General features: G+C 41.9%; 20 protein-coding genes. 13 read left to right on the top strand and 7 right to left on the bottom strand.

What is annotated here, in order from left to right; translation table 11 throughout:
* From F895_RS05450 to tauD, 3 genes are read left to right on the top strand one after another with little or no spacing between them, the layout of a single operon-like run.
* Positions 1-792: a taurine ABC transporter ATP-binding protein gene (locus F895_RS05450; RefSeq protein ID WP_005242850.1), complete on the top strand. Its 792-nt coding sequence runs from the start codon at positions 1-3 to the stop codon at positions 790-792.
* Complete coding sequence (tauC, locus tag F895_RS05455; RefSeq protein ID WP_005242849.1) at positions 789-1,670, top strand: taurine ABC transporter permease TauC; 882 nt, start codon at positions 789-791, stop codon at positions 1,668-1,670. The genes F895_RS05450 and tauC overlap by 4 nt, the downstream gene beginning before the upstream one ends.
* Positions 1,671-1,686: 16 nt before the next feature.
* Positions 1,687-2,532 (top strand): taurine dioxygenase, encoded by an 846-nt coding sequence (gene tauD / locus F895_RS05460; RefSeq protein ID WP_005242848.1) that lies wholly within the window; start codon positions 1,687-1,689, stop codon positions 2,530-2,532.
* Between the two features lie 287 nt (positions 2,533-2,819).
* Here the strand turns inward: tauD and F895_RS05465 are convergent, their stop codons facing one another.
* Positions 2,820-3,911, bottom strand: coding sequence for an AraC family transcriptional regulator (locus F895_RS05465; RefSeq protein WP_005242846.1), 1,092 nt, complete (start codon positions 3,909-3,911; stop codon positions 2,820-2,822).
* Between the two features lie 62 nt (positions 3,912-3,973).
* Between F895_RS05465 and F895_RS05470 the strand changes: the two genes are divergently transcribed.
* Together F895_RS05470 and F895_RS05475 are read left to right on the top strand one after the other, a co-directional pair.
* Complete coding sequence (locus F895_RS05470) at positions 3,974-5,722, top strand: neutral/alkaline non-lysosomal ceramidase N-terminal domain-containing protein (protein WP_005242844.1); 1,749 nt, start codon at positions 3,974-3,976, stop codon at positions 5,720-5,722.
* The gene (locus F895_RS05475) at positions 5,719-7,005 is read left to right on the top strand and encodes a D-arabinono-1,4-lactone oxidase (protein ID WP_005242838.1); all 1,287 of its coding nucleotides are present in this window, start codon (positions 5,719-5,721) and stop codon (positions 7,003-7,005) included. Before F895_RS05470 ends, F895_RS05475 begins: the two co-directional genes overlap by 4 nt.
* 109 nt (positions 7,006-7,114) lie before the next feature.
* Here the strand turns inward: F895_RS05475 and F895_RS19935 are convergent, their stop codons facing one another.
* Positions 7,115-7,252, bottom strand: coding sequence for a hypothetical protein (locus tag F895_RS19935; protein ID WP_155522863.1), 138 nt, complete (start codon positions 7,250-7,252; stop codon positions 7,115-7,117).
* On the opposite strand from F895_RS19935, the gene F895_RS05480 reads away from it, so the two are divergent.
* Positions 7,251-8,414 carry an alanine racemase gene (locus tag F895_RS05480; RefSeq protein ID WP_005242835.1) on the top strand — a complete coding sequence of 388 codons (1,164 nt, stop codon included), beginning with the start codon at positions 7,251-7,253 and terminating at the stop codon, positions 8,412-8,414. The genes F895_RS19935 and F895_RS05480 overlap by 2 nt on opposite strands.
* 53 nt (positions 8,415-8,467) lie before the next feature.
* On the opposite strand, the gene F895_RS05485 is transcribed toward F895_RS05480, so the two are convergent.
* The 3 genes from F895_RS05485 to F895_RS05495 all read right to left on the bottom strand — a co-directional run bounded on the left by F895_RS05485 (position 8,468) and on the right by F895_RS05495 (position 10,924).
* Positions 8,468-8,830: a hypothetical protein gene (locus tag F895_RS05485; protein WP_005242833.1), complete on the bottom strand. Its 363-nt coding sequence runs from the start codon at positions 8,828-8,830 to the stop codon at positions 8,468-8,470.
* Between the two features lie 154 nt (positions 8,831-8,984).
* Positions 8,985-10,226, bottom strand: coding sequence for an OmpP1/FadL family transporter (locus F895_RS05490; RefSeq protein WP_005242831.1), 1,242 nt, complete (start codon positions 10,224-10,226; stop codon positions 8,985-8,987).
* 257 nt (positions 10,227-10,483) lie between these two features.
* Positions 10,484-10,924, bottom strand: a complete 441-nt coding sequence (locus tag F895_RS05495; protein ID WP_005242829.1) for a universal stress protein — start codon at positions 10,922-10,924, stop codon at positions 10,484-10,486.
* Between the two features lie 248 nt (positions 10,925-11,172).
* Between F895_RS05495 and F895_RS05500 the strand changes: the two genes are divergently transcribed.
* Positions 11,173-11,463 carry a hypothetical protein gene (locus F895_RS05500; protein WP_005242828.1) on the top strand — a complete coding sequence of 97 codons (291 nt, stop codon included), beginning with the start codon at positions 11,173-11,175 and terminating at the stop codon, positions 11,461-11,463.
* 107 nt (positions 11,464-11,570) lie between these two features.
* Positions 11,571-12,062 (top strand): DUF2505 family protein, encoded by a 492-nt coding sequence (locus tag F895_RS05505; RefSeq protein WP_005242825.1) that lies wholly within the window; start codon positions 11,571-11,573, stop codon positions 12,060-12,062.
* Between the two features lie 45 nt (positions 12,063-12,107).
* On the opposite strand, the gene F895_RS05510 is transcribed toward F895_RS05505, so the two are convergent.
* Entirely contained in the window at positions 12,108-12,311 is a 204-nt protein-coding gene (locus F895_RS05510) for a hypothetical protein (RefSeq protein WP_026040175.1), read from the bottom strand.
* A 133-nt stretch (positions 12,312-12,444) separates the two neighbouring features.
* Here F895_RS05510 and def point away from each other — a divergent pair, with 133 nt between their 5' ends.
* The 4 genes from def (at position 12,445) to F895_RS05530 (ending at position 15,421) form a co-directional block, all read left to right on the top strand.
* A complete protein-coding gene (gene def, locus F895_RS05515; RefSeq protein WP_005242820.1) occupies positions 12,445-12,927 on the top strand; it encodes a peptide deformylase in 483 nt (160 codons plus the stop codon).
* Positions 12,928-13,042: 115 nt separating this feature from the next.
* Positions 13,043-14,320: a glutaminase gene (locus F895_RS05520; protein WP_005242810.1), complete on the top strand. Its 1,278-nt coding sequence runs from the start codon at positions 13,043-13,045 to the stop codon at positions 14,318-14,320.
* 173 nt (positions 14,321-14,493) lie between these two features.
* Positions 14,494-14,964 (top strand): hypothetical protein, encoded by a 471-nt coding sequence (locus F895_RS05525; RefSeq protein WP_005242808.1) that lies wholly within the window; start codon positions 14,494-14,496, stop codon positions 14,962-14,964.
* 88 nt (positions 14,965-15,052) lie between these two features.
* The gene (locus F895_RS05530; RefSeq protein ID WP_026040176.1) at positions 15,053-15,421 is read left to right on the top strand and encodes an endonuclease domain-containing protein; all 369 of its coding nucleotides are present in this window, start codon (positions 15,053-15,055) and stop codon (positions 15,419-15,421) included.
* A 309-nt stretch (positions 15,422-15,730) separates the two neighbouring features.
* On the opposite strand, the gene metH is transcribed toward F895_RS05530, so the two are convergent.
* On the bottom strand, positions 15,731-19,417 hold the full coding sequence (gene metH, locus F895_RS05535; protein WP_005242805.1) for a methionine synthase: 3,687 nt from the start codon (positions 19,415-19,417) through the stop codon (positions 15,731-15,733).
* 438 nt (positions 19,418-19,855) lie between these two features.
* On the opposite strand from metH, the gene F895_RS05540 reads away from it, so the two are divergent.
* Positions 19,856-21,487, top strand: coding sequence for an inorganic phosphate transporter (locus tag F895_RS05540; RefSeq protein ID WP_010589961.1), 1,632 nt, complete (start codon positions 19,856-19,858; stop codon positions 21,485-21,487).
* Positions 21,488-21,682: the final 195 nt, after the last annotated feature.

The following is a 21,682-nucleotide window of genomic DNA, read 5'->3' as shown; positions in this document are numbered from 1 at the left end:
ATGAGCGTATTAGCTGCCGAGCATCTTCATTTAACTTTTCCAAAGCAGACTGTACCTGTATTGCAAGATATCAATCTGAAGATTGAAGAAGGTACGTTGACTGTGATTTTGGGTGAGTCTGGCTGTGGTAAAACGACATTACTCAACATCTTAGCTGGCTTTCAACAGCCAAGTTCAGGCCAGATTAAACTGGATCGTGAAGTGGTGACTGCGCCTGATGCGCGCCGTGCGGTGGTATTTCAGGATCATGCGCTGTTACCTTGGTTAAATGTCTCTGAAAATATCGGTTTTGCTTTACAGCTCAAGGGTTTGAAAGCGCAAGAAATTCAGCAGCAAGTCGATGCAATTCTAAAAATTGTTGGTTTAAGTCACGTGGCTCAAGCCAATATCTGGGAATTGTCCGGTGGCATGAAACAACGGGTTGGGATTGCACGTGCCTTGATCAGCCATGCGGCATTTATTTTACTGGATGAGCCTTTTGCTGCGCTTGATGCCTTTACCCGTGAAACCATGCAACAGTTGGTGCTGGATTTATGGATTGAACAAAATAAATCGTTCTTCCTGATTACTCATGACATTGAGGAAGCACTATTGCTGAGTAATCAACTGGTGCTAATGACTGCTCGCCCAGGCAAGATTGTCGAAACTTTAAAGCTGGATTTTGCAGCGCGTTATAAGCAAGGCGAATCGATTCGTGCGATTAAGTCTGATCCGAAATTTATCCAATTACGCGAGCAATTGTTTGAACGTTTACGTGCGCAGAAACAGACAGGACATGAGGTGGCTGTATGACGGGTCAAGCAAAAAATACAGCTTATGAGCTGAGTAAGACAGAACAACTACAATCGACGAATCAAGCTCAGTCTGCTTCTTTTTTGAGTCCAATAGGAGCTTTCTTTACTCGTCATCGTAGTTTAGCACTCAGTCTTTCCAGTGTACTCGGTGTCTTGGTGATTTGGTATTTGATTACCGCATTAAAAATTGTCCCAAGCCTGTTTTTACCCAGTCCACAAGCGGTATGGCAGAAGTTCCTTGAAGTCAGCCAGCAAGGTTTTATGAAAGCCACTTTATGGCAACACTTGGCAGCAAGTATTTCACGTGTCTTATTGGCCTTAGTTGCCGCGATAGCCATTGGTGTGCCTTTAGGTTTATGGATGGGTTTAAACAAATGGGTGCGTGCAGTGCTTGATCCATTGGTTGAGTTATTGCGTCCGATTCCACCTTTGGCCTATTTACCACTATTGGTGATCTGGTTCGGGATTGGTGAAACCACTAAAGTGCTTTTGATTTTCTTTTCGATCCTTGCACCTGTGATTATCAGCAGTACCCATGGCGTACTCAGCCATCAGCTCAACCGTGAGCGTGCAGCATTGTCTTTAGGCGCAAGCCAGTCGCAAGTGTTTTGGCATGTGATTTTACCAACCGCTTTACCGCATATCTTGACGGGTATCCGTATTGGTTTGGGGGTGGGCTGGTCAACATTGGTGGCTTCGGAATTAGTGGCAGCAGATCGAGGCATTGGTTTTATGGTGCAGTCTGCAGCACAGTTCCTGATTACCGACACAGTGGTTCTCGGCATTATTGTGATTGCGATTGTCGCGGTTAGTTTTGAATTGTTTTTGCGTTGGTTACAGAAGCAATTATCTCCTTGGTATGGCCAACAGTTATAAGTGTGAGTAGTAAAAGATGACCTTAAATATTGAAGTTATTAAACCAACAATCGGTGCCATTATTCACGATGTTGACTTAAACACGGCTGATGAAAATACTACACAACAAATTCAACAGGCCTTGCTGGACCATCATGTAATTTTCTTCCGTAATCAGCAGCTCGCACCTCAGGCGCAAGCTGAGTTGGCACGTAGTTTTGGTTCTTTGCATATTCATCCGATCTATCCATCTATCGTGGATGTGCCTGAAATCATTGTATTGGACAGTTGGAAACAAGACTTACGTGATAATGAACTTTGGCATACCGATGTCACTTTCAGCCAAAAGCCACCATTGGGCTGTGTATTACAAGCCATCAAGATTCCACCTGTCGGTGGTGATACACTCTGGTCAAGTGGCGCGGCGGCATTTGCTGCTTTGAATAAAGACTTGCAGCAGAAGTTAAAAGGCTTAACCGCAACACATGACATTCGTCAGTCTTTCCCGATTGAACGTTTTGCGCATAATGATGTTGAGCGTCAAAAACTGGAAGAAACCTTTAAGCGTAATCCACCCGTTGTTCATCCTGTGGTCAGAACACATCCTGTAACAGGCCAGCCCATCTTGTTTGTGAGTGAAGGATTTACTACACGTATTAATGAGCTGGATGAGGCTGAAAGTGCTGAATTGTTGCAATATTTATTTGCGCATGCCACCAATGAACGGTTCCATTTGCGTTGGCAGTGGCAGGCAGGCGATGTCGCGATTTGGGATAATCGTTGTACGCAGCATAAGGCTTTATTTGATTATGGTGATGCACATCGAATTATGCATCGTGCCACGATTAACGGTGATGTGCCGTTTTATCAAGCAGCGAGTTAAAATTTAGTTTTAATTTTTTGCTTCGGTGGAATCTTACAGAGATCTCATCTTATTTTTGGATAAGCCTTCAGCTGGAGTTACTTTTGTTTCGGCAAAAGTAACCAAAACCATTGTCATCCACAAAACCTGTTTACTTCCATCATCTCTTTAAATTAATCGCAGAAATGGCGTTTGATTAATCTCACGCAGGTTGTGGATGACCTGTAGCACCAGTGATTCCTGAGAACAGTTCTATATAAAATGGTAGATAGCATCAATTAATCCAAAATTTTCAAAGTGTTATTTAATTAAAAATGAGCCTCTTGTTTATAGATCGAAGGCGCTTGTCCCGTCCAGCGTTTAAAGGCACGTCGAAATTCACGTAATTCGCTAAAACCCAATTGCAGGCTAATTTCACTCATCGACAGGTTTTGTTCCAGTAATTGCTTGGCTTTGCGTTCTAACACATTTTGCCGAATTTGTTGAAAACTCAAGCCCTCTGCTAATAATTGCCGTCTTAAATGGCGTTCGCTGATCCGTAAATGTTCAGCAGCGTGCTGCATCTCAAAGCGTTCAGGTAAGTGCTGTTCAATCAAATGATCGAGTAAATGTACATAGCCGACTTGATTGAGCTGGTCGATTTCTTTTAAGGACTGTTCACAGATTTGGATAGCAGTTGCGTAGTTGGCAGGGCTATAATTTTTTAAGCTGCGTTGTAATAGGCTGCTGCTAAAGCGCATGATATTTTTATCACGGTTAAACTGGATCGGGCAGCCAAAGAGTTCGCTATATTGTTGTTGATATTCGCTTGGTAGATAGCTGAGCTCAAGACTGATCACATCATCATGATCGCCCAACATGGCGTTTAAACAGGTGATGATGCTGCTGAATAATTCATCATAGAAAAAGGCTTTCAGTTCATTGCAGGGATAAGGTTCGGTGACTTCCAATTCACAAAGATCAGCGTGGATAGAAAAGTCGATATTCAAGACACTGCCAGAAATCCGATGGTAGCGCAGCGCAATGTCTAAAGCATCTGCAACCGTTTTACACGATTGCATGGCAAAGCCCAAAATCCCCATCGAAATCAGACCTTCGCTACTGCCAAGCTTTAAGCCTAGGTTAGGTTGTTGATAGGTGGTCATGGCTTGACGAACAACATCACAGAGTTGGCTAAAACGAACCACACCTTGGGTTTGCTGTATTTGTGCAGTGTCTAAACCTGAATTCTCAAACCATGCAGCATAATCCCACTGTTGCTGCTCTGCATAATGGATCAGGCTCGCCAGAATGGTGGGTGGAATAAATTGCTGTTGATCATTTTTATCGCTGCTACGTATAGGCATAAGTCCGTTTTGCCCCCCACAGAAAAGTGTCTTTAACCCTGTTGGGTATCGCATAATTTTGATTAACTTTCAACAGGCTTTAACACAGTTAGAAAAAGAATTGAAAGGAAGTCGTGATGTATCAGGTGGGTTGGGACAAGCAGCAAATCAAAATTACACCGAAAGGTTATGCCATGTTTGGTTATGGGCAATGGTCGCATCGTGCTTATGAACAGCTTACGGCTTTATATGCCCGTAGTGTGAGCATCGTCGATCCATCCGGTCATCGACTGCTACTTTGTTGTCTTGATTTAGGTTGTATTACCCATGCCATGCGCAGCCAAACGATAGCGCAGCTCACGCAGATCTTAGGTTCACAATTTGATGATAATCAATTGGTGTTAATGGCGACCCATACCCACTCTGGGCCTGGTGGCTGTGGTTATGAAGCCTTATATAATCTACCGACACCTGGTTTTGTGCCTGAACATCTCAGTGCAATTGTCGAGGCGATTGTACTGAGTATTCAAAATGCAATCGGGTCTGAACAAGACACCGAGATTTTCTTGGGGACGCAACATTTTTCAGAACATACTGCTGTGGCATGGAACCGCTCAATCAAAGCTTATAATCTTAACCCAGAGGTTCAGCCGCGCACTGAGGCTGAAACGCATTTAGCCTTAAACCGTGAAATGCAATTGCTTGGTTTTTATCGTAAACAAAAATTGCAGTCCTTTATTTCTTTCTTTGGGGTACATGCAACCTGTTTGGGAAATTCTTTAAACGCCTATGATGGCGATAATAAAGGTTATGCGGCTGCATTTTCTGAGCAGGCTTTAACTGAGCAAGGAATTCAAAATCCAGTCACGATTTTTGCTCAAGCAACCGCAGGGGATGTATCGCCACATTTTCATGGCAAAGATCAGCTCAAGATTCGCAATCGAATTAAGGGTGAGCAGGAGTATCAATACGCGCAACAAAATGGGCGTTATCAAAGTGAACTGGCTTTAAGTACCTTACAGCAGAATATTGCTAAAACTTTGGAAAAAGTCGAAGGCAGGATCGATGCTGTTTTGTCCTATGTTGATCTGAGCAATATTGAGATTCCCGATGCATTTGCAGCGGGGCAAAAGCATGCAAAGACCAGCCAACCTTGTCATGGTACTGCATTTTTTGTAGGCACACCTGTGGATGGTTTAGGTGCACCCAAACCCTTAATCATGGGGATGCAATTTTTAGCCGATCAATTTCGCAAACAAAAAACCAAGCATCCCAAAGCAGCAGACTTTGCAGACTATCAACAGCTGTATGCATCTCAAGGGCCGAAACAGATTTTACTGGAAGCAGGTGCCAAAAAGATTTTAGGTCAACCGATTGGTTTTCCGCCGAGTATGCTTGATCCGCTGATTGCCGAAATGAATCGACAAGTGAAAGCAGGTGCGATTCAGCACAGTCCTTTAGTCCCAAGTGTGGTTCCCTTACAAATTGTGCGATTAGGTCAATTGGCTTTGATTTGCTGCCCAGGAGAATTTACGACCATCGCAGGGCAGCGTGTGATTAATACGGTTAAACAGACACTTGCCGCACAGGCTTCAATTGAAAGCGTTTGGTTAGCATCGTACTGCAATGATTATATGGGCTATGTCACCACCTATGAAGAATACCAAGCGCAGGCGTATGAAGGTGGACATACCTTATTTGGTCAATGGACATTGGCAGCCTGTCAGAGCAAGTTCCAAGGATTAGCAGAACAGTTATTATTAGAAAAAGATAAACGTCATTACAATGAAATGACACGACCACCGCATATTCCAGTGCAGGAACTCGCAAAACGCACTAATCATGGCAATTTAAAAACTGCCGTTAGCCAAGGAGAGGCAGTATGAGTGATTTAACACAAGGCATTTGGTCGAACTGGTCTGGCTTTCAAAAAGCCAAGCCACAACAGATTTTGCAACCTGCCAATATTCAAGAACTACAGGCTATTGTTCAGGCGCAGCAAAAAATACGGGTAGTGGGTGCAGGGCATTCTTTTACGCCGTTGGTCTGTACTGATGCAACCTTATTGTCTTTGGATCATATTGCCGGAATAGCCTCTACCGATTTCGAACGCTGCCAAAGCAGCATTTATGCAGGCACACGTTTATATGACCTAGACCAACATTTACAACAACAATCGATCAATCAGGCTTTAATGAATCAGGGCGATATTGATCAACAAAGTCTGGCGGGTGCGGTCTCTACAGGCACACATGGCACAGGCGCAGATTTACATTGTATTTCGGCCTATGTTGAGGCATTTGAGTTGTTGACGGCTTCGGGTGAAATCCTGAAATGCAGTCGTACAGAACATCCTGAAGTTTTTGCCGCAGGGCGAGTTTCTTTAGGTAGTTTAGGCATCTTGACCCGGATCACCATGCAAAATCGCCCACGCTATAAACTCAAAGAACACATTGAACTTTGTCCTGTAGAGGACATGATGCAACACATTCAGCAATGGAAACATCAGCATCGACATATTGAGTGCTTTGTGTTTTCCCATGAAAAGCAGTTGATGTTGAAAACCTTGGATGAGACCGATGAAGCTGTTTTGCCTCGTAAGGAAAATTTCCCATCGGATGATACTTTATTAACCTTTTGTTCAGAGCTGACCAAAAACTTTCCTTCGCTGAATCCTTATTTACAGAAGCTATTAGGGATCTTTGTCAAACCAACCACTTATGTCGATTGGTCGAGCAAGATATTTCCAACACCGCGCAATACCAAGTTCAATGAAATGGAGTATCAGATCCCTGTTGATCGTGGAATTGAGTGTCTAGATGAAGTGTTGCATGCCTTAAGAACGTATAAAGTTGCGACCTTTTTTCCGCTCGAATTTCGCTTTGTCAAAGGCGATGATATTTGGCTCAGTCCTTTTTATCAGCAGGATTCCATTTCGATCTCGGTGCATCAATATCATAAGCAAGACCCGCGTTTGATTTTTGATGTGGTCGAGCCAATCTTGCAAAAATATAAGGGGCGTCCGCATTGGGGTAAAATGCATCAAATGAACAAGACACAGCTTCGGGCTTTATATCCAAAGTGGGATGATTTTATGGCTTTGCGTCAGCAGCTTGACCCAGAAGCCAAATTTTTAAACCCCTATCTGGAAAAGCTGTTTTTAGGTTAAATCGAATTTTTATGAGTTGAAAGTACTTAACGGAATCATATCGAATTCCCATCCAATTAAGGGTGAAGCTTTCGGCTAGATTTACTTTGGTTTCGTCCTGAGAAGCATTTCAAGCTTCGCAAGATGTATTTAAACTCTTGCGTTTTGCCAAAGCTTTGGTCGCTTTGGCTTGCTCAGGTTGTAGATGACATTCCCTCGTATAAGATGGTTTTTTAGGATCACGATTAAATAAAAAAGGTATCGCCATGTTGGATCATTATTTTAAACAACTCAATCTCGATCTAAAAAAACAGGGGATTGCCACTCCGCAACTGATCATCGATGAAGCGGCTTTAAAACAGAATATCCAGCATGTGCAAGTACGATTGTCTCATGCACCACATTTAAAAGCGCGCTTGGTGGTGAAGTCATTAGCGAGCCTAGACTTACTCAAATTGTTATCTGAACAGATTGATACACAGCGCTTTATGGTGTTTCATCAACCACATATCGTTTTAATCTTAGAAAATTTTGCTGAAGCCGATATCTTGTTGGGTAAGCCGATGCCCGCTCAAGCCGTACGTCACTTCTTTGAACAGCATCCAGAATGGTCAAATGCCAATATCCAGTGGCTGATTGATAGCAAGCAACGTTTACAGCAATACCTAGAGATTGCTCAGCTCTATTCGCTATGCTTGGATGTAAATATTGAGATTGATGTCGGTTTACATCGTGGTGGCGTGCAGTCGACAGCGCAAATGGTCGAAATATTAAAGTTAATTCAACAGTATCCGCAGTATTTAAAACTTTCTGGTTTGATGGGCTATGATGCGCATGTCAGCAAGATCCCAGCCATTATTAAAAAGCCTGAATTGGCCTATCAAAGCTCGCAGCAGACCTATGCCGATTACCAAAAGCTAATTAAAGAGCAGTTCCCAACGCTGTGGAAGCATGAGCTTTGCTTTAATGGCGGAGGCAGTCCAACCTTTAGTTTTCATACGACTGAAAGTGTCTGCAATGATTTGTCTTTTGGTTCAATGCTGCTCAAACCGAGTGATTTTGACAGTGATTTTTTAAGGGCCTTGCAACCCGCCTTATGGATTGCTGCACCGGTATTAAAAATCTTGCCATTTACTCAACTGCCATCGATGTCATTGTTGGATAAATTGCCACATAAGTGTAAGGCGCTGTTTATTTATGGTGGCTATTGGCTGGCTGATTATGTCTATCCTGACCAAGCGCATACCCATGCATTGTATGGTCGTAGCAGTAATCAGGAGTTGGTCAATGTACCGAAGGATTGTGATATTCAAGTCGATGATTTTGTGTTTTTAAGACCGACACAAAGTGAAGCAATTATTCCTCAGTTTTCCAAGTTAAAGCTGTATCGCACACATGCTTTTGAGACATGGCAAACGTTTAGTGAGTAACGGCATTGCGATTGCCAATAGCCGACCTAAAAGTTTGTTAACGATTTTGAGCCTTAAAAGAAATCTGCCAAATGACAGCTTTTCGCTTCAGTCAGATTTTCAATGGAATCGACCAGTAAAACATTGGTATCTTTTTCGCTTTTATAGGCTGCAATCACTTCTGCATAAATCGGCTGTTTGAGTTTTGAGGCTTTGGAGATAAAACTTGATACCGCCTTTTCCTTAGACCAATCTGCATCTTTTAGCACATATTCATTTTCTACACTATCACATCGCGTCAAAGTGGCTTTTTTATCCTTTATGGTTAAGGTGCCCATAAAAATATCCATACTTTCTTGCGGTTCAGTTGAATTGGCAAAAGTAGTGAAAGGAAAAAGTAAGCTAAATATAAAAAAGACAAAGGACATTTTTTGCATTGGATTTTTGCTCGTGATTAGGTTCATTATCAGAATAATATTGCCGAGATTCTAATCTAACTGTTTTCCTCAAGCATAGGAAATCATGAAGTAGGAACAGGATTTGAAGCGGATCATGTTCCTACGTGGCTGAATAGCTGATTGAAATGATTTGCTAAAAATGATAGCCAATTTTTAGACCATAAGCGATGGCGCTGTTATTGTTAAAATCGGCCTGTTCTGCAATCGGTTTAATGCCAGGCACTGGGATGTAATAAGTACCATCTTCGGCAACGACATCGCCTAACCAGAAGTATTTAACTCCAGCCGCAATAAAGTAGTTCTGAGCAGGGTTGAACTGAACACCTAAGCCAAGCCCCCAAGAGCCTTTGGTTGGATTTAAGGTAGATGCAGGGTCGCCTGTACCTGAGTCCCAACTGACTTCCGTCGATGCACTCCATTTTTCAGTAAACTGATGCCCAAGTCCGACATTTACCGTCCATTGATCTTTTTGGTAGCTGTCCAGATCAAAACCGCCTGTATAGGTTCCTTCGCTGATCAAGCCTGTTAGGTATTCAGTCACTGCGCCAAATTGAGTGGGGCGAATGTGAAAATCTTTCCAGTTGACCCAACGTAGATTGGTATAGAGTAGCGTGTCTTTATATATGCCTGTTTGAAAATCAATATTGACGGATTGTGGAGTGGAAATTCTGGTTTTACTTGCTGTGGTGACTTCCAAAGGTTGACCCAACATGGTTTCAGTTGCTTGCATATCATGGTCGATTTTAGAACGATAGGTCACCGCTGCTTTTAAGGCAATCTCTGGAATTTGATAACCTAGACCTGCCAACCAACCGACCGCATGATTGGCTTTAAATTTGGCATCATAGCCATTAAAGGCTTCGCCGTATGAATTACCACGCAGAGCTACATCACCTTTGACAGATTGATAGACGGCACCGCCATAGAGTTGAAAATTGCGAAAAGGATTCACACCTAAAATCATGCTGATGCTTTCGGTATCGACATTGACCGATGTCCCTTGTTGGGTAAACTCATTATCCGAAAAGGTATTATTCGATTGCATAGGATAAGTAATATTAGCACCAAACGGTTGATCGTAAAGCAGGCCAAAGCTGATTTGATTTGTTAGCTGTAATTTGAGTGCGGCACTATAATATTGAAAACTATTGCCCATATTGCCTGAGTTAAGATTCTGAGGATCATTGACCAGTTCTGGGCGATTACGAATTTTCCCCGAAATACTTGGATCTACTGCAGTGGCATTGACCTCGACATAATTGCCATTTTCCAGAAAAGGGAGAATGGATTGTGCTGATTGATCCAGTGCTGCAGCGTGGTTTAATGTTGTGATACACATCCCACAGAGGGCAATCACCATTGGATTGAGTTTCATATTGATCATCCTTGCAATATTATGTCTTATTATTAAAAGTGTTCTTGATGAACAGTCATTTTTGAATGATAGCGAGCTGATTCCACACACTATTTTGATTTTAAAATGAATATCCAGCTACAAGTGAAGCATCTTTTTAGATCATGGCATAGGGTTGTAAATGATCAACATGGGGGGCTAATCGGTCTGGTTGGGAGATTTCAGGCAATAAAAAACCCCGTATCGAGACACAGGGTTTTTTCAGTTAAAGCAGGCGCTTATTGCTTAACGATCAGCACAGGAATATGTGATTCGGTTAAAACGGCACGTGCTACGCTACCGAGCAGTAAACGTTTTACTCCTGTACGGCCATGAGACCCCATCACAATCAAATCTGCACCGACTTCATCGGCCACAAAAATAATCCCTTCACTGGCTGAACCATGATGAATCTTGGTATTAACTTCAATACCGTCACGGATAAAGGATTGGGAAATATCTTGTAGCTGGGTTTTGGCATGCGCTTCGGCTTGCATAAAATAATCTGTTACCGCAGGCGCAAACTGATAGAAATCCACACCCACAAAAGGATCAACGACAACGACACTCAAGATCGTGACTTTTGCCCCTGATAATTTTGCTAAAGACAGTGCATGTTCAACCGCTGCATAAGAAATTGGAGAATCGTCAACAGGGACTAATATATTCTGATATGACATTTTATATTGCTCCTTTATGGTTATAAAAAATAATAAAGCATAATATGTTGATAACATATTGAGTCCGCGTGAGCAAATCAGCAGTAGCAAAAAATGTATGATAAAACTGAAAATAATCTAGAAAAACAGCGTATTCCCGCGCAAAATAGAGCGATCAGAAAATCACTGTATTTTTGTAATTTTGCTTAAGATTAACTTTAGATTGAACAATAAAATTTAAGCTTGATTTGAAACGAGAAGGAAGGTTCGTGTTACTTAGTTTAGACGCATTTAAGCAACAAAAATTTGACCAGATGGCGGCCAAAATTATGGCAAATCCATCCTTTTATCTAGACTTTGAGTCCGTTTCAGACTTTTATAAAGCCGCATGGTTAGATGAGTTCCCGCAAGGAACGACATGGTCAGCAACAGGTTTGGATGATGGCGCTGAACAATTTTATGCGGTAATTGAATATGGCGACCATTATCTATATATCAGTCGCTTGCAGCGGGTGACGGTTAAATTAGGTATACGACATCATTACAATCAAAATAACTAATCCGAACAGTCATCTATTTTTGAGCCCCCAGATTTTGAGATCTAAGTCCGAGTGCTATACTTTTGCGCAATCATGAAATCCTAATAAAACAAAATGGACATTTAAAAATGGCACATCAATTTACGGTGAATGAAACAATTCATGGTGTTTCAATTGAAGATTTTTCAAGACTGGTGGCAGATACTTCATTGCATGAAGCGGTATGCAAACGTATTCCGGGTGAAAACTTGGACATTATTGAATCGAATATCAAGGGCGATATTTATACGCTACGCCGTGAATATAATCTGGATGTGAATATTCCAGAGGTCGCCAAAAAATTATTAAAAAATGCATTTCGTCTAAAACGTGCAGACATTACCCATTTAAAAAATTTAACTTCTACGGTTGAGCTTGGTGCAAATCTGCCTCTGGAAGCAAAAGGCGAGCGTAGCGTGACTGGGGATAGTGATAAAGTGCATATCGCTTTAACGTGGACTGTCAAAGTCAAAGTTCCCTTGATTGGCGGGATGTTGGAAAAGCATGCTGAAGGCGAAATCCGTAGATTCAGCACGCTTGAAATCGAGATTGTTGCTGATGAGTTAAAGCAGCATCTTTAATTTTCCATCAACAGGAAACTCTCCAAGCGGAGAGTTTTTTTGTTTTTAGAAACGCAAGAAATAGGGAATAATTGAAAGAATCACACCAATGATGCCAATTACGGTGTTGCTATCGATAAAGTAGGTAAAGAGCATTAGAACTAAACCACAAACCAAGGGCACGGTCATTTTCTGTTTTTTACCATACATAAAATAGCCTAAGCCAATTGAGCTAAAGATCACACCAAGAAAGAGTTGGGTTGCATTCATTGTGGTTTGCCATCGGTTATTTTTATCGCGCATATATTATGACAAGATTCTTAAATGAAAATTATGGTAACCCGATAAAATATCCAATACGATATTATTCACTATTTGGTCAAAACAATTATAAGGGCGTGGGATGAGTGTAATTCTACCTGTAGCACAACGTGGTGAAGAAGTTCTAAAAATTAAAGCGGCAACGGTCGCGAGCGGGGAATTTAACAGTGAATGGTTATTGCAATTGGCTTCTGCCATGCATGCGACCATGCTGGAGCGGAATGGTGTCGGGATTGCGGCACCACAAGTTTATATTTCTAAACGATTAATTATTGTGGCATCGCGTCCCAATCCGCGCTATCCCGATGCGCCTGAAATGGATGCCATGGTGATGGTCAATCCTGAGATTCTGGCGTTTTCTCAAGAGTCTTGTTTGGGTGAGGAAGGCTGTCTCAGTGTGCCAGATGAACGTGGGCAGGTAGAACGGGCACAAGCGGTCAAAGTACGTTATTACACCTTACAGGGTGAAGTGATTGAAACCACTTTTGAAGGTTTTCCTGCGCGTATTGTTCAGCATGAGGTGGATCATTTGGATGGTATTTTATTTGTTGAGCGTTTGAGTTAGTTGTTTTTGTAAGCTCATAAAATCATTACAAAAGCTATAATTTTTATATGATCAGTGATCTGTATTATAACTTTCATCTAAATTAAAACTTGAAATATTTAAAGGCTAGATGACCATGAAAACTCCACTTCCTGATTATTTGGCACATGTGATAGATGCCTGCGATATCGATAACAGTGGGCATCTGGCCGATTATATCCCTGAGTTAGCCAATGCCAATCCGAATCGACTGGCACTGGCCTTATCTACAGTTGATGGTGAAATCTATTCCGTTGGGGATGATGAGATTGAATTCACCATTCAGTCGATGTCTAAACCATTTACGTATGCCTACGTGCTACAACAGCTTGGTATAGACGCGGTATTAGAGAAAGTTGGAGTTGAACCTTCAGGCGAAGCCTTTAATGAAATTTCATTGGGTAAAGACCGCCGTCCTAAAAATCCGATGATTAATTCGGGTGCAATCACCACGCATTCATTAATACCAGCAAAAGAAGATGTATCAGGCGCAGAAATTTTACGTCGATTTATGAGTGAGCTGGCAGGACGTGAGCTGCAATTTGATGATGCAGTATATGAATCTGAGGTGAAAACGGCTTACCGCAATCTCTCGATCGGTTATATGTTGCGAACCGTAGGGATTTTGGAATCCGATCCTGAAGAAATTGTGAATGGCTATATTCGCCAGTGTGCGATCTTGGTGACGGTTAAAGATCTGGTGCGGATGGGCAGTGTTTTTGCCAATGGCGGGGTTGATCCTAAAACTGGAAAACGCTTATTGAATCGTGCCGTGGTACGCCAAGTTCTGAGTGTGATGATGAGTTGTGGGATGTATGATGCCGCGGGGGATTGGCTCACCACAGTCGGTATTCCTGCCAAAAGTGGTGTCGCAGGTGGAATCTTGGGCGTGTTACCCGGTCAGGTGAGCATTGCGGCTTTTTCTCCTCGACTCGATGAGCACGGTAATAGTATACGCGGCATTGATATCTTGGAACGGCTCTCTCGTGATATGGGCTTGCATTTGATGGAAGGGACACCTTCCGCACAAACGATTGTGCAGAGTCATTATCGAACTGGAAAAGATGCATCTTTGAGTGTGTATGTGCTTCGCGGTGTATTGAAATTTACTGAAGCGGAAATGTTGTTACGAACCTTGCAATGTGAGCCTGTCGATAAAAGTTCTATTGTGATTGATTTAACTCAGATTTCACTGATTCATGAGGTCGGAAAACGGATGTTTTTGGAAGGCATTGATCGTTTGATTGATGATGGTCACAGCTTGCTGTTGGTTGATCCTGAGCAGCGTTTGGATCATGCGCGAACGCATAAAGATCGGGTGTTGCATGTTTATCAGAATCTAGAGGATTTGATTGAGAAGCATAAAGAGCTGTAAGTGCAAAGAGCCTATATTGAAGTGATATAGGTTCTAAATTAGTGCGATGTTTTTCCGATGTGAGGTTTAAACATCGTATTAAATAATATCGTTGGATGAATTGTCGCTTGTGGGGCGTATTTACTTCAAATTTTATTTATACTGAGCCGATTAGTTTTTGAAGAATATCTAGAATGAAAAATAAAATATTGGGTTTAGCATTGATGTGTCTGGTTTCACAGCCACTGTTTGCAGCTCCATTTGTTCAACCTGTGATTCAGGGTAAAACGTACAATAATTGGGAGGTGCCTATACGTTCATTGGGTAAACCGAAAAGCGTTGTTAAAGGAAAACCTGATGAATGTAACGGTGGCTATTTCCCAGATGAATATGATTATGGCAGCTTTAAACTTTTAGATACAGGTGTCATTAAAGAGGTTTATTTTAGTCAGAACAATGCACTAGTGTTTCATGGACAAAAGATTGGTAGTGGGATAGATCAAAAGAGTTTTATGCAACAATTTAAAAAATATGAATTGTGGATGGACGCTGAAAATAAGAATGCTGTTTATAGTGGGCTGGCTGAAAGTGGAAATGATTCAATAGAATTTGTTTTTAAAAATGGAAAACTTTTAAAATATAAGTTGTTCTTTGATAATTGTTAATTTTGGAAGATTAAGTATATAGGATTGGTAAGCTAAAGATTTAGCTGTCTTTTATTTCTTAATTCCACTCTAACGCTGAATTGATCAGATGAAGCCTTATAATAAAAATCTAAAGCAAGTATCTCGAAATTTAAGAAGCAATATGACAGATGCTGAGCAACTGCTATGGCAAAGGATCAGACGTAAACAGATTTTAGGATCACAGTTTTATCGACAAAAACCTCTTCTAAATTTTATTGTGGATTTCTATAGTCCAGCAGTGAATTTGGTCATTGAATGTGATGGTGGGCAGCATTACACCAAATTGGGGTTAGAGGCTGATCAAAATCGTGATCATGCTTTAAGTGAATTAGGACTGATCACTTTAAGATTTACTAATCATCAGATTTTGACTGAGATGGATGCTGTGGTAGAGCAGATTTATTCTATGGTTCGGCAAAGGTTAGAAACCTTCTAATCCTGCTTTATAAGAGGGAAGCTTTGCTGTGAATTGGATCTATGTCGTGGATTCCCGCCGTTCCCTCCTTTTTAAAGGAGGGTTGGCCGATTAGAATCTTGCTTCATACTTTTTAGTTTCTAGATTATACATTTGCCAGTCAAATTTCTTTCTCTTGGCTATTCAGAAAATTATTTTTTATACAATTATCAATTCAATCCCTCCCAACCTCCCTTTGAAAAGGGAGGAGCTGTCACGTAATTTATTAGATACGTGCAAGTCCCCCTTGACTAAAGGTGAGAAACTACGTTTCGCAAGAGGGGGATTCAATTAACCAATCGAATCATCTAAATTCGGCGCTAACCAACGCTTCGCTTCATCCAGTGTCCAGCCTTTACGTTTGGCATAATCCTCAAGCTGATCTTGAGAAATCTTGCCCACGTTAAAATATTCACTTTCAGGGTGCGAATAATAGAAACCACTGACCGAAGAAGGCGGCATCATCGCAAAGTGTTCAGTCAATTTAGTACCAATTTTCGCTTCCGAACCTAACCAATCAAATAACACCGCTTTTTCAGAATGCTCTGGGCAAGCAGGGTAACCTGGTGCAGGACGAATGCCGACATACTTTTCTTTGATCAGCGCTTCATTGTCCAGAGTCTCATCGGCTTTATAGCCCCAGAACTCTTTACGGATACGCTCATGCAAATGCTCGGCAAAGGCTTCGGCAAAACGATCGGCCAAAGACTGAACCAAGATTGCTGAGTAATCATCACCTTTGGCTTTATATTCATTTGCTAATTCTTCAGCACCAAAGATCGACACGGTGAAACCACCAAGATAATCAGTATTGTCTTTAGAAGTACTAATAAAGTCCGCGAGAGATAAATTCGGTTTGCCTGTGACTTTGTCAGATTGCTGACGAATATGCTCAAAGGTATGCGTAACATTCTGACCGGATTCATCAAACACGCTCACTGTATCTGCGCCTGTACGTTGTGCAGGGTATAAACCAAATACAGCACGTGCATCAAAACGATGATTCTCGATAATGTCTTTCAACATCGCTTGTGCTTGGTTATACAAATCAGTTGCCGCTTCACCCACAACTTCATCTGTCAGGATTTTCGGGAATTTACCCGCCAAACTCCAAGAGATAAAGAATGGCGTCCAGTCAAAATATTCAACCAAGGTCGACAATGGATAATTGGTAATGACTTGCGTGCCTAAACGATTTGGAATCGGTGGCACATAGTTGTCATCTACTTTGAAACCATTTTCAATCGATTCGGCATAACTGAGTTTGGCTGCTTTCGGTTGCTTATTGGCTAGGCGTTCACGAATCTTGGCATATTCAGCGCGATGCTCAGCAATAAAATTGCCACGCATTTCTTTTGATAATAGGGTCGTTGCTACACCGACCGCACGCGAAGCATCAGCCACATAGATCACTGCATCATTTTGATACTGTGGATCAATCTTGACTGCGGTATGTGCTTTCGATGTGGTTGCACCACCAATCAACAGTGGAATGTCAAAGCCTTTACGTTGCATTTCTTTGGCAACAAACACCATTTCATCCAAAGATGGGGTGATTAAACCAGACAAACCGATGATGTCGCATTTCTCATCAATCGCAGTTTGCAGGATTTTTTCCGCAGGGACCATCACGCCAAGGTCAACGATGTCATAACCATTACAACCCAAGACCACGCCCACGATATTTTTACCAATATCGTGTACGTCACCTTTTACAGTTGCCATCAACACTTTACCTTTAGACTGGCTTCCTGTTTTTTCAGCTTCGATGTACGGGTTCAGCCATGCCACGGCTTGTTTCATTACACGTGCAGATTTCACCACTTGTGGTAGGAACATTTTACCTGAACCAAACAAGTCACCAACCACGTTCATGCCATCCATCAATGCACCTTCAATCACATCGAGTGGACGTTTAGCTTTTAAACGAGCTTCTTCGGTATCTTCATCGATATACGTGGTAATACCTTTGACTAAAGCATATTCAAGACGTTTTTCAACCGATTCATTGCGCCATTCAAGGTTTTCAGCTTCACGTTGTGCGCCACTATGACCACGGTATTTTTCAGCCACTTCAAGCAGTTTTTCTGTCGCGTTTTGACCCGATTCACCTTGGTTCTGATTCAGAACCACATCTTCAACCGCATCTTTTAGTTCTTTTGGAATATCGTCGTAAATCGCCATTTGACCAGCGTTCACGATCCCCATGGTCATGCCTTGTTTAATGGCATGGTAAAGGAATACCGAGTGAATCGCTTCACGCACTGGTTCATTACCACGGAAAGAGAACGATACGTTAGAGACACCGCCTGAGATCATGGCATGCGGCAAGTTTTGTTTAATCCAACCTGTAGCCTCAATAAAGTCGACGCCGTAATTGTTATGTTCTTCAATCCCTGTTGCCACTGCAAATACGTTCGGGTCAAAAATAATATCTTCAGCAGGGAAGCCGACATCATTGACTAAAACATCATAAGAACGTTTACAGATTTCACGCTTCCGTGCAGCGGTATCAGCCTGACCTGCTTCATCAAAGGCCATGACAATAATCGCAGCACCGTATTGACGACATAAACGTGCTTTTTCGACAAACTCGTCATAACCTTCTTTTAAGGAAATTGAGTTGACGACTGGTTTACCTTGTACACACTTTAAGCCCGCTTCAATGATTTCCCATTTCGATGAGTCAATCATGATCGGCACACGAGAGATATCTGGTTCAGATGCGACGAGGTTGAGGAAGTGCACCATCGCATTTTGCGAATCGAGCATGCCTTCATCCATGTTGATGTCGATGATCTGTGCACCAGCTTCAACCTGTTGCTGAGCCACTTCTAAAGCTTCGGCAAAGTTCTCTTCACGGATGAGACGTAGGAATTTTTTTGAACCCGTCACGTTGGTACGTTCACCAACATTCACGAATAATGAATTTTCATCAATGTTAAATGGTTCTAAACCACTTAAACGGCAGGCAGGAACAGTTTCAGGCACTTGACGTGGCTGAATGTCTTTGACTGCATTGTAAATGGCACGGATATGGTCAGGTGTGGTACCACAGCAACCGCCCGTGATATTGATCAAACCACTTTCAGCAAATTCTTTAATGAATGCTGCCGTTTGTTCAGGCGTTTCATCATATTCACCGAAGGCATTCGGTAAACCCGCATTAGGATGGGCAGAAATGAAGGTATCTGCAACATCAGAAATCGTTTTCACATGTGGACGCATGGCATCTGCACCCAAGGCACAGTTAAAACCAATCGAGAGTAAATCGCCATGACGTACCGAGTTCCAGAAGGCTTCTGCGGTTTGACCTGTTAAGGTACGGCCAGATGCATCGGTAATGGTGCCTGAAATCATCAATGGCAGTTCATGACCAATTTGCTTGAATACCTCTTTCACCGCAAAGATTGCAGCCTTACAGTTCAAAGTATCAAATACAGTTTCGATCAACAGAATGTCAGCACCGCCTTCAATCAGGGCATGGGCAGCTTCAATATAGTTTTCTTTGAGTTCATCAAAAGTAATATTACGGAAAGCCGGATCATTGACATTCGGCGAGATTGAACAGGTACGTGAGGTCGGGCCGAGTACACCTGCCACAAAACGTGGTTTTTCTGGGGTCGAGTATTTGTCACATGCTGCACGCGCTAAACGTGCCGCTTCACGGTTGATCTCTGGAACAAGATCTTCCATGTGATAATCCGACATTGAAACACGGGTGCCGTTAAAGCTGTTGGTTTCAATAATGTCCGCACCTGCATCCAAGTAGGCTTCGTGGATGCCTTGAATAATTTTTGGCTGGGTTAATACCAATAAGTCGTTATTGCCTTTTAGGTCTGATGCCCAATCTGCAAAACGTTCACCACGATAATCTTCTTCTTCTAATTTATGGCGTTGAATCATGGTTCCCATTGCGCCATCAATAATCAGGATACGTTGGGCAAGAAGTGATTGTAGGGTGGTAAGCGTGGACATTCAGGAACCCCAGGAGCTGATGAAAATAAAAAGCAGGGGCATTGTAACAGAAGCTACGCCAAAGCGCGTATTTTCAGCAGTCAGCAAGATGATTCCATTAGTTCATTCATAAAATGTCATAAAAGCTTCACGAAGTTGTCATAATTGAATTGGATAATGCTTAAAAAGAAAACAGGTTGTTCGAAATGTGACAATTCGATGTCATATTTCGTAGCATTTGTTGCAAAATCAGACAAACAGTTCTTATGGTGTTTTTGTTTTTATAATGTATTGTTTTTTATTAACTAAAATAAAATACAGGGCGTATTTATTGTAAGAAAATACAAAAAAATGTGAGGAAAACATGAAATTTTGGCTTTATGTGACAGTCCTTTGTCATATAATTGTCATAATTTAATTAAACAATACAGGGGATTTTATTATCCCCTAACCGTCTACATGAATTCTAATCTTCCTCCTGTTTCGGATTCACCGCTTGCCAGCTCTCAGGCAAAATCGACGAATGTACATGTACCAACACCGAAATTTTTTATGCCGGTGTTCTTAACAGTTATTGTTGCAACACTGATTTATATCGGTTTTCAGCTCAGCGCTGATTTGGCACATGTACCGCCTTTAAGTTTATATTCAGTTATTCTTTTATCGACGGCACTTTTCATTGCTTTAGGCTTTGAATTTGTAAATGGTTTTCACGATACGGCAAACGCTGTAGCGACGGTTATTTATACCAATGCATTACCTGCTCCAGCAGCAGTGATGTGGGCTGGTTTCTGTAACTTCCTTGGAGTTATGGTAGCGAGTGGCGCAGTTGCGTACGGTATTATTGCATTACTTCCTGTAGAAATGATCATGAATGTCGGCAGCGGCGCTGGCTTCGCGATGGTTTTTGCATTGTTAATCGCAGCAATTCTCTGGAATCTGGGTACGTGGTTCTTAGGAATTCCTGCATCAAGTTCACACACTTTAATCGGTTCGATTTTAGGTGTGGGTATCATGAACCATTTCTTGAATGCTTCAGTTGGTGCGACCAGCAGTGGTATTGATATGGATCAGGTGATTAAAGTTGGTAAGGCGCTATTATTCTCTCCATTGATTGGTTTTGCATTTGCAGCCATCTTATTCTTATTGGTGAAGAAAGTCTTTAAACGCCAAATGGAGCTGTTTCAGCCGCCTGAAGGCAATAAGCCACCACCACCACTCATTCGTGCTATCCTTATTTTCACCTGTACGGGTGTAAGTTTTGCCCATGGTTCAAACGATGGTCAAAAAGGTATGGGCCTGATCATGTTGATCTTGATCGGTTTGGTGCCATTGGCTTATTCGTTAAATAAAAATTTAGATGCCCAGCAATTACAGTCTTTTGAACAGCTTTCTGCACAGACAGCAACCGTGTTGAATGTTAATCAAAATGAGCTGACGGATGAAAAGGCACGTGATGTATTAACCAAATATATCCAAACCAAAGAACAAACAGATGAAGTTGTACCTGCACTTGCAAGCATGACTGCACACTTGGGTAACCGTGTTGCCGGTTATGGCGATCTTAAGGTGATTCCTGAAGCCGCTGTCAGTGAAATCCGTAACGACATGTATTTAAGTACGACGACCTTCAAGCGTTTAGATAAAGCAGAAGCTTTACCTGAAATGGATAAAGACCAAGCGAAAGTAGTTAAAGAATACCGTAGTAGCTTGGATTCATTCCTTCAATACATTCCGAACTGGGTGAAAGTCGCAGTTGCATTGGCATTGGGTCTTGGTACCATGGTCGGTTGGAAGCGTATTGTGGTGACTGTTGGCGAGCGTATTGGTAAGAACCACATGACTTACGGTCAGGGGATGTCGGCTGAGCTTGTCGCAATGAGTACCATTGCAGCAGCGGATGGCTTAGGTATGCCTGTATCAACAACACATGTATTAAATAGTGCGGTTGCGGGTACTATGGTTGCGAATAAATCAGGTTTGAACTTCGCAACAGTGAAAACCATTCTTTCTGCATGGATCTTTACTTTGCCAGCAACGATTGCTTTATCGGGCGGTTTATACTGGTTATTCTTGCAGTTCGTTTCATAATGCTAAATTATCGCATTTAAAACGGAATTTAAAAGCTTTGCTTCGGCAAAGCTTTTTTATATCTGTCACTTGAGTTTCTTTAAGATTGGCTGGTTTTGGGTATCAGTTGGTCTTTCGAAATAGGTAAGCGTATGCTGTCCTGAATAGCTGAATAGCTGAATAGCTGAATAGCTGAATAGCTGAATAGCTGAATAG

It is taken from the genome of Acinetobacter sp. CIP 64.2 (genome assembly GCF_000369645.1).
GTDB lineage: Bacteria > Pseudomonadota > Gammaproteobacteria > Pseudomonadales > Moraxellaceae > Acinetobacter.
Note: the sequence above shows the minus strand (reverse complement) of the source record. Positions and strands in the feature narration are given on the sequence as shown.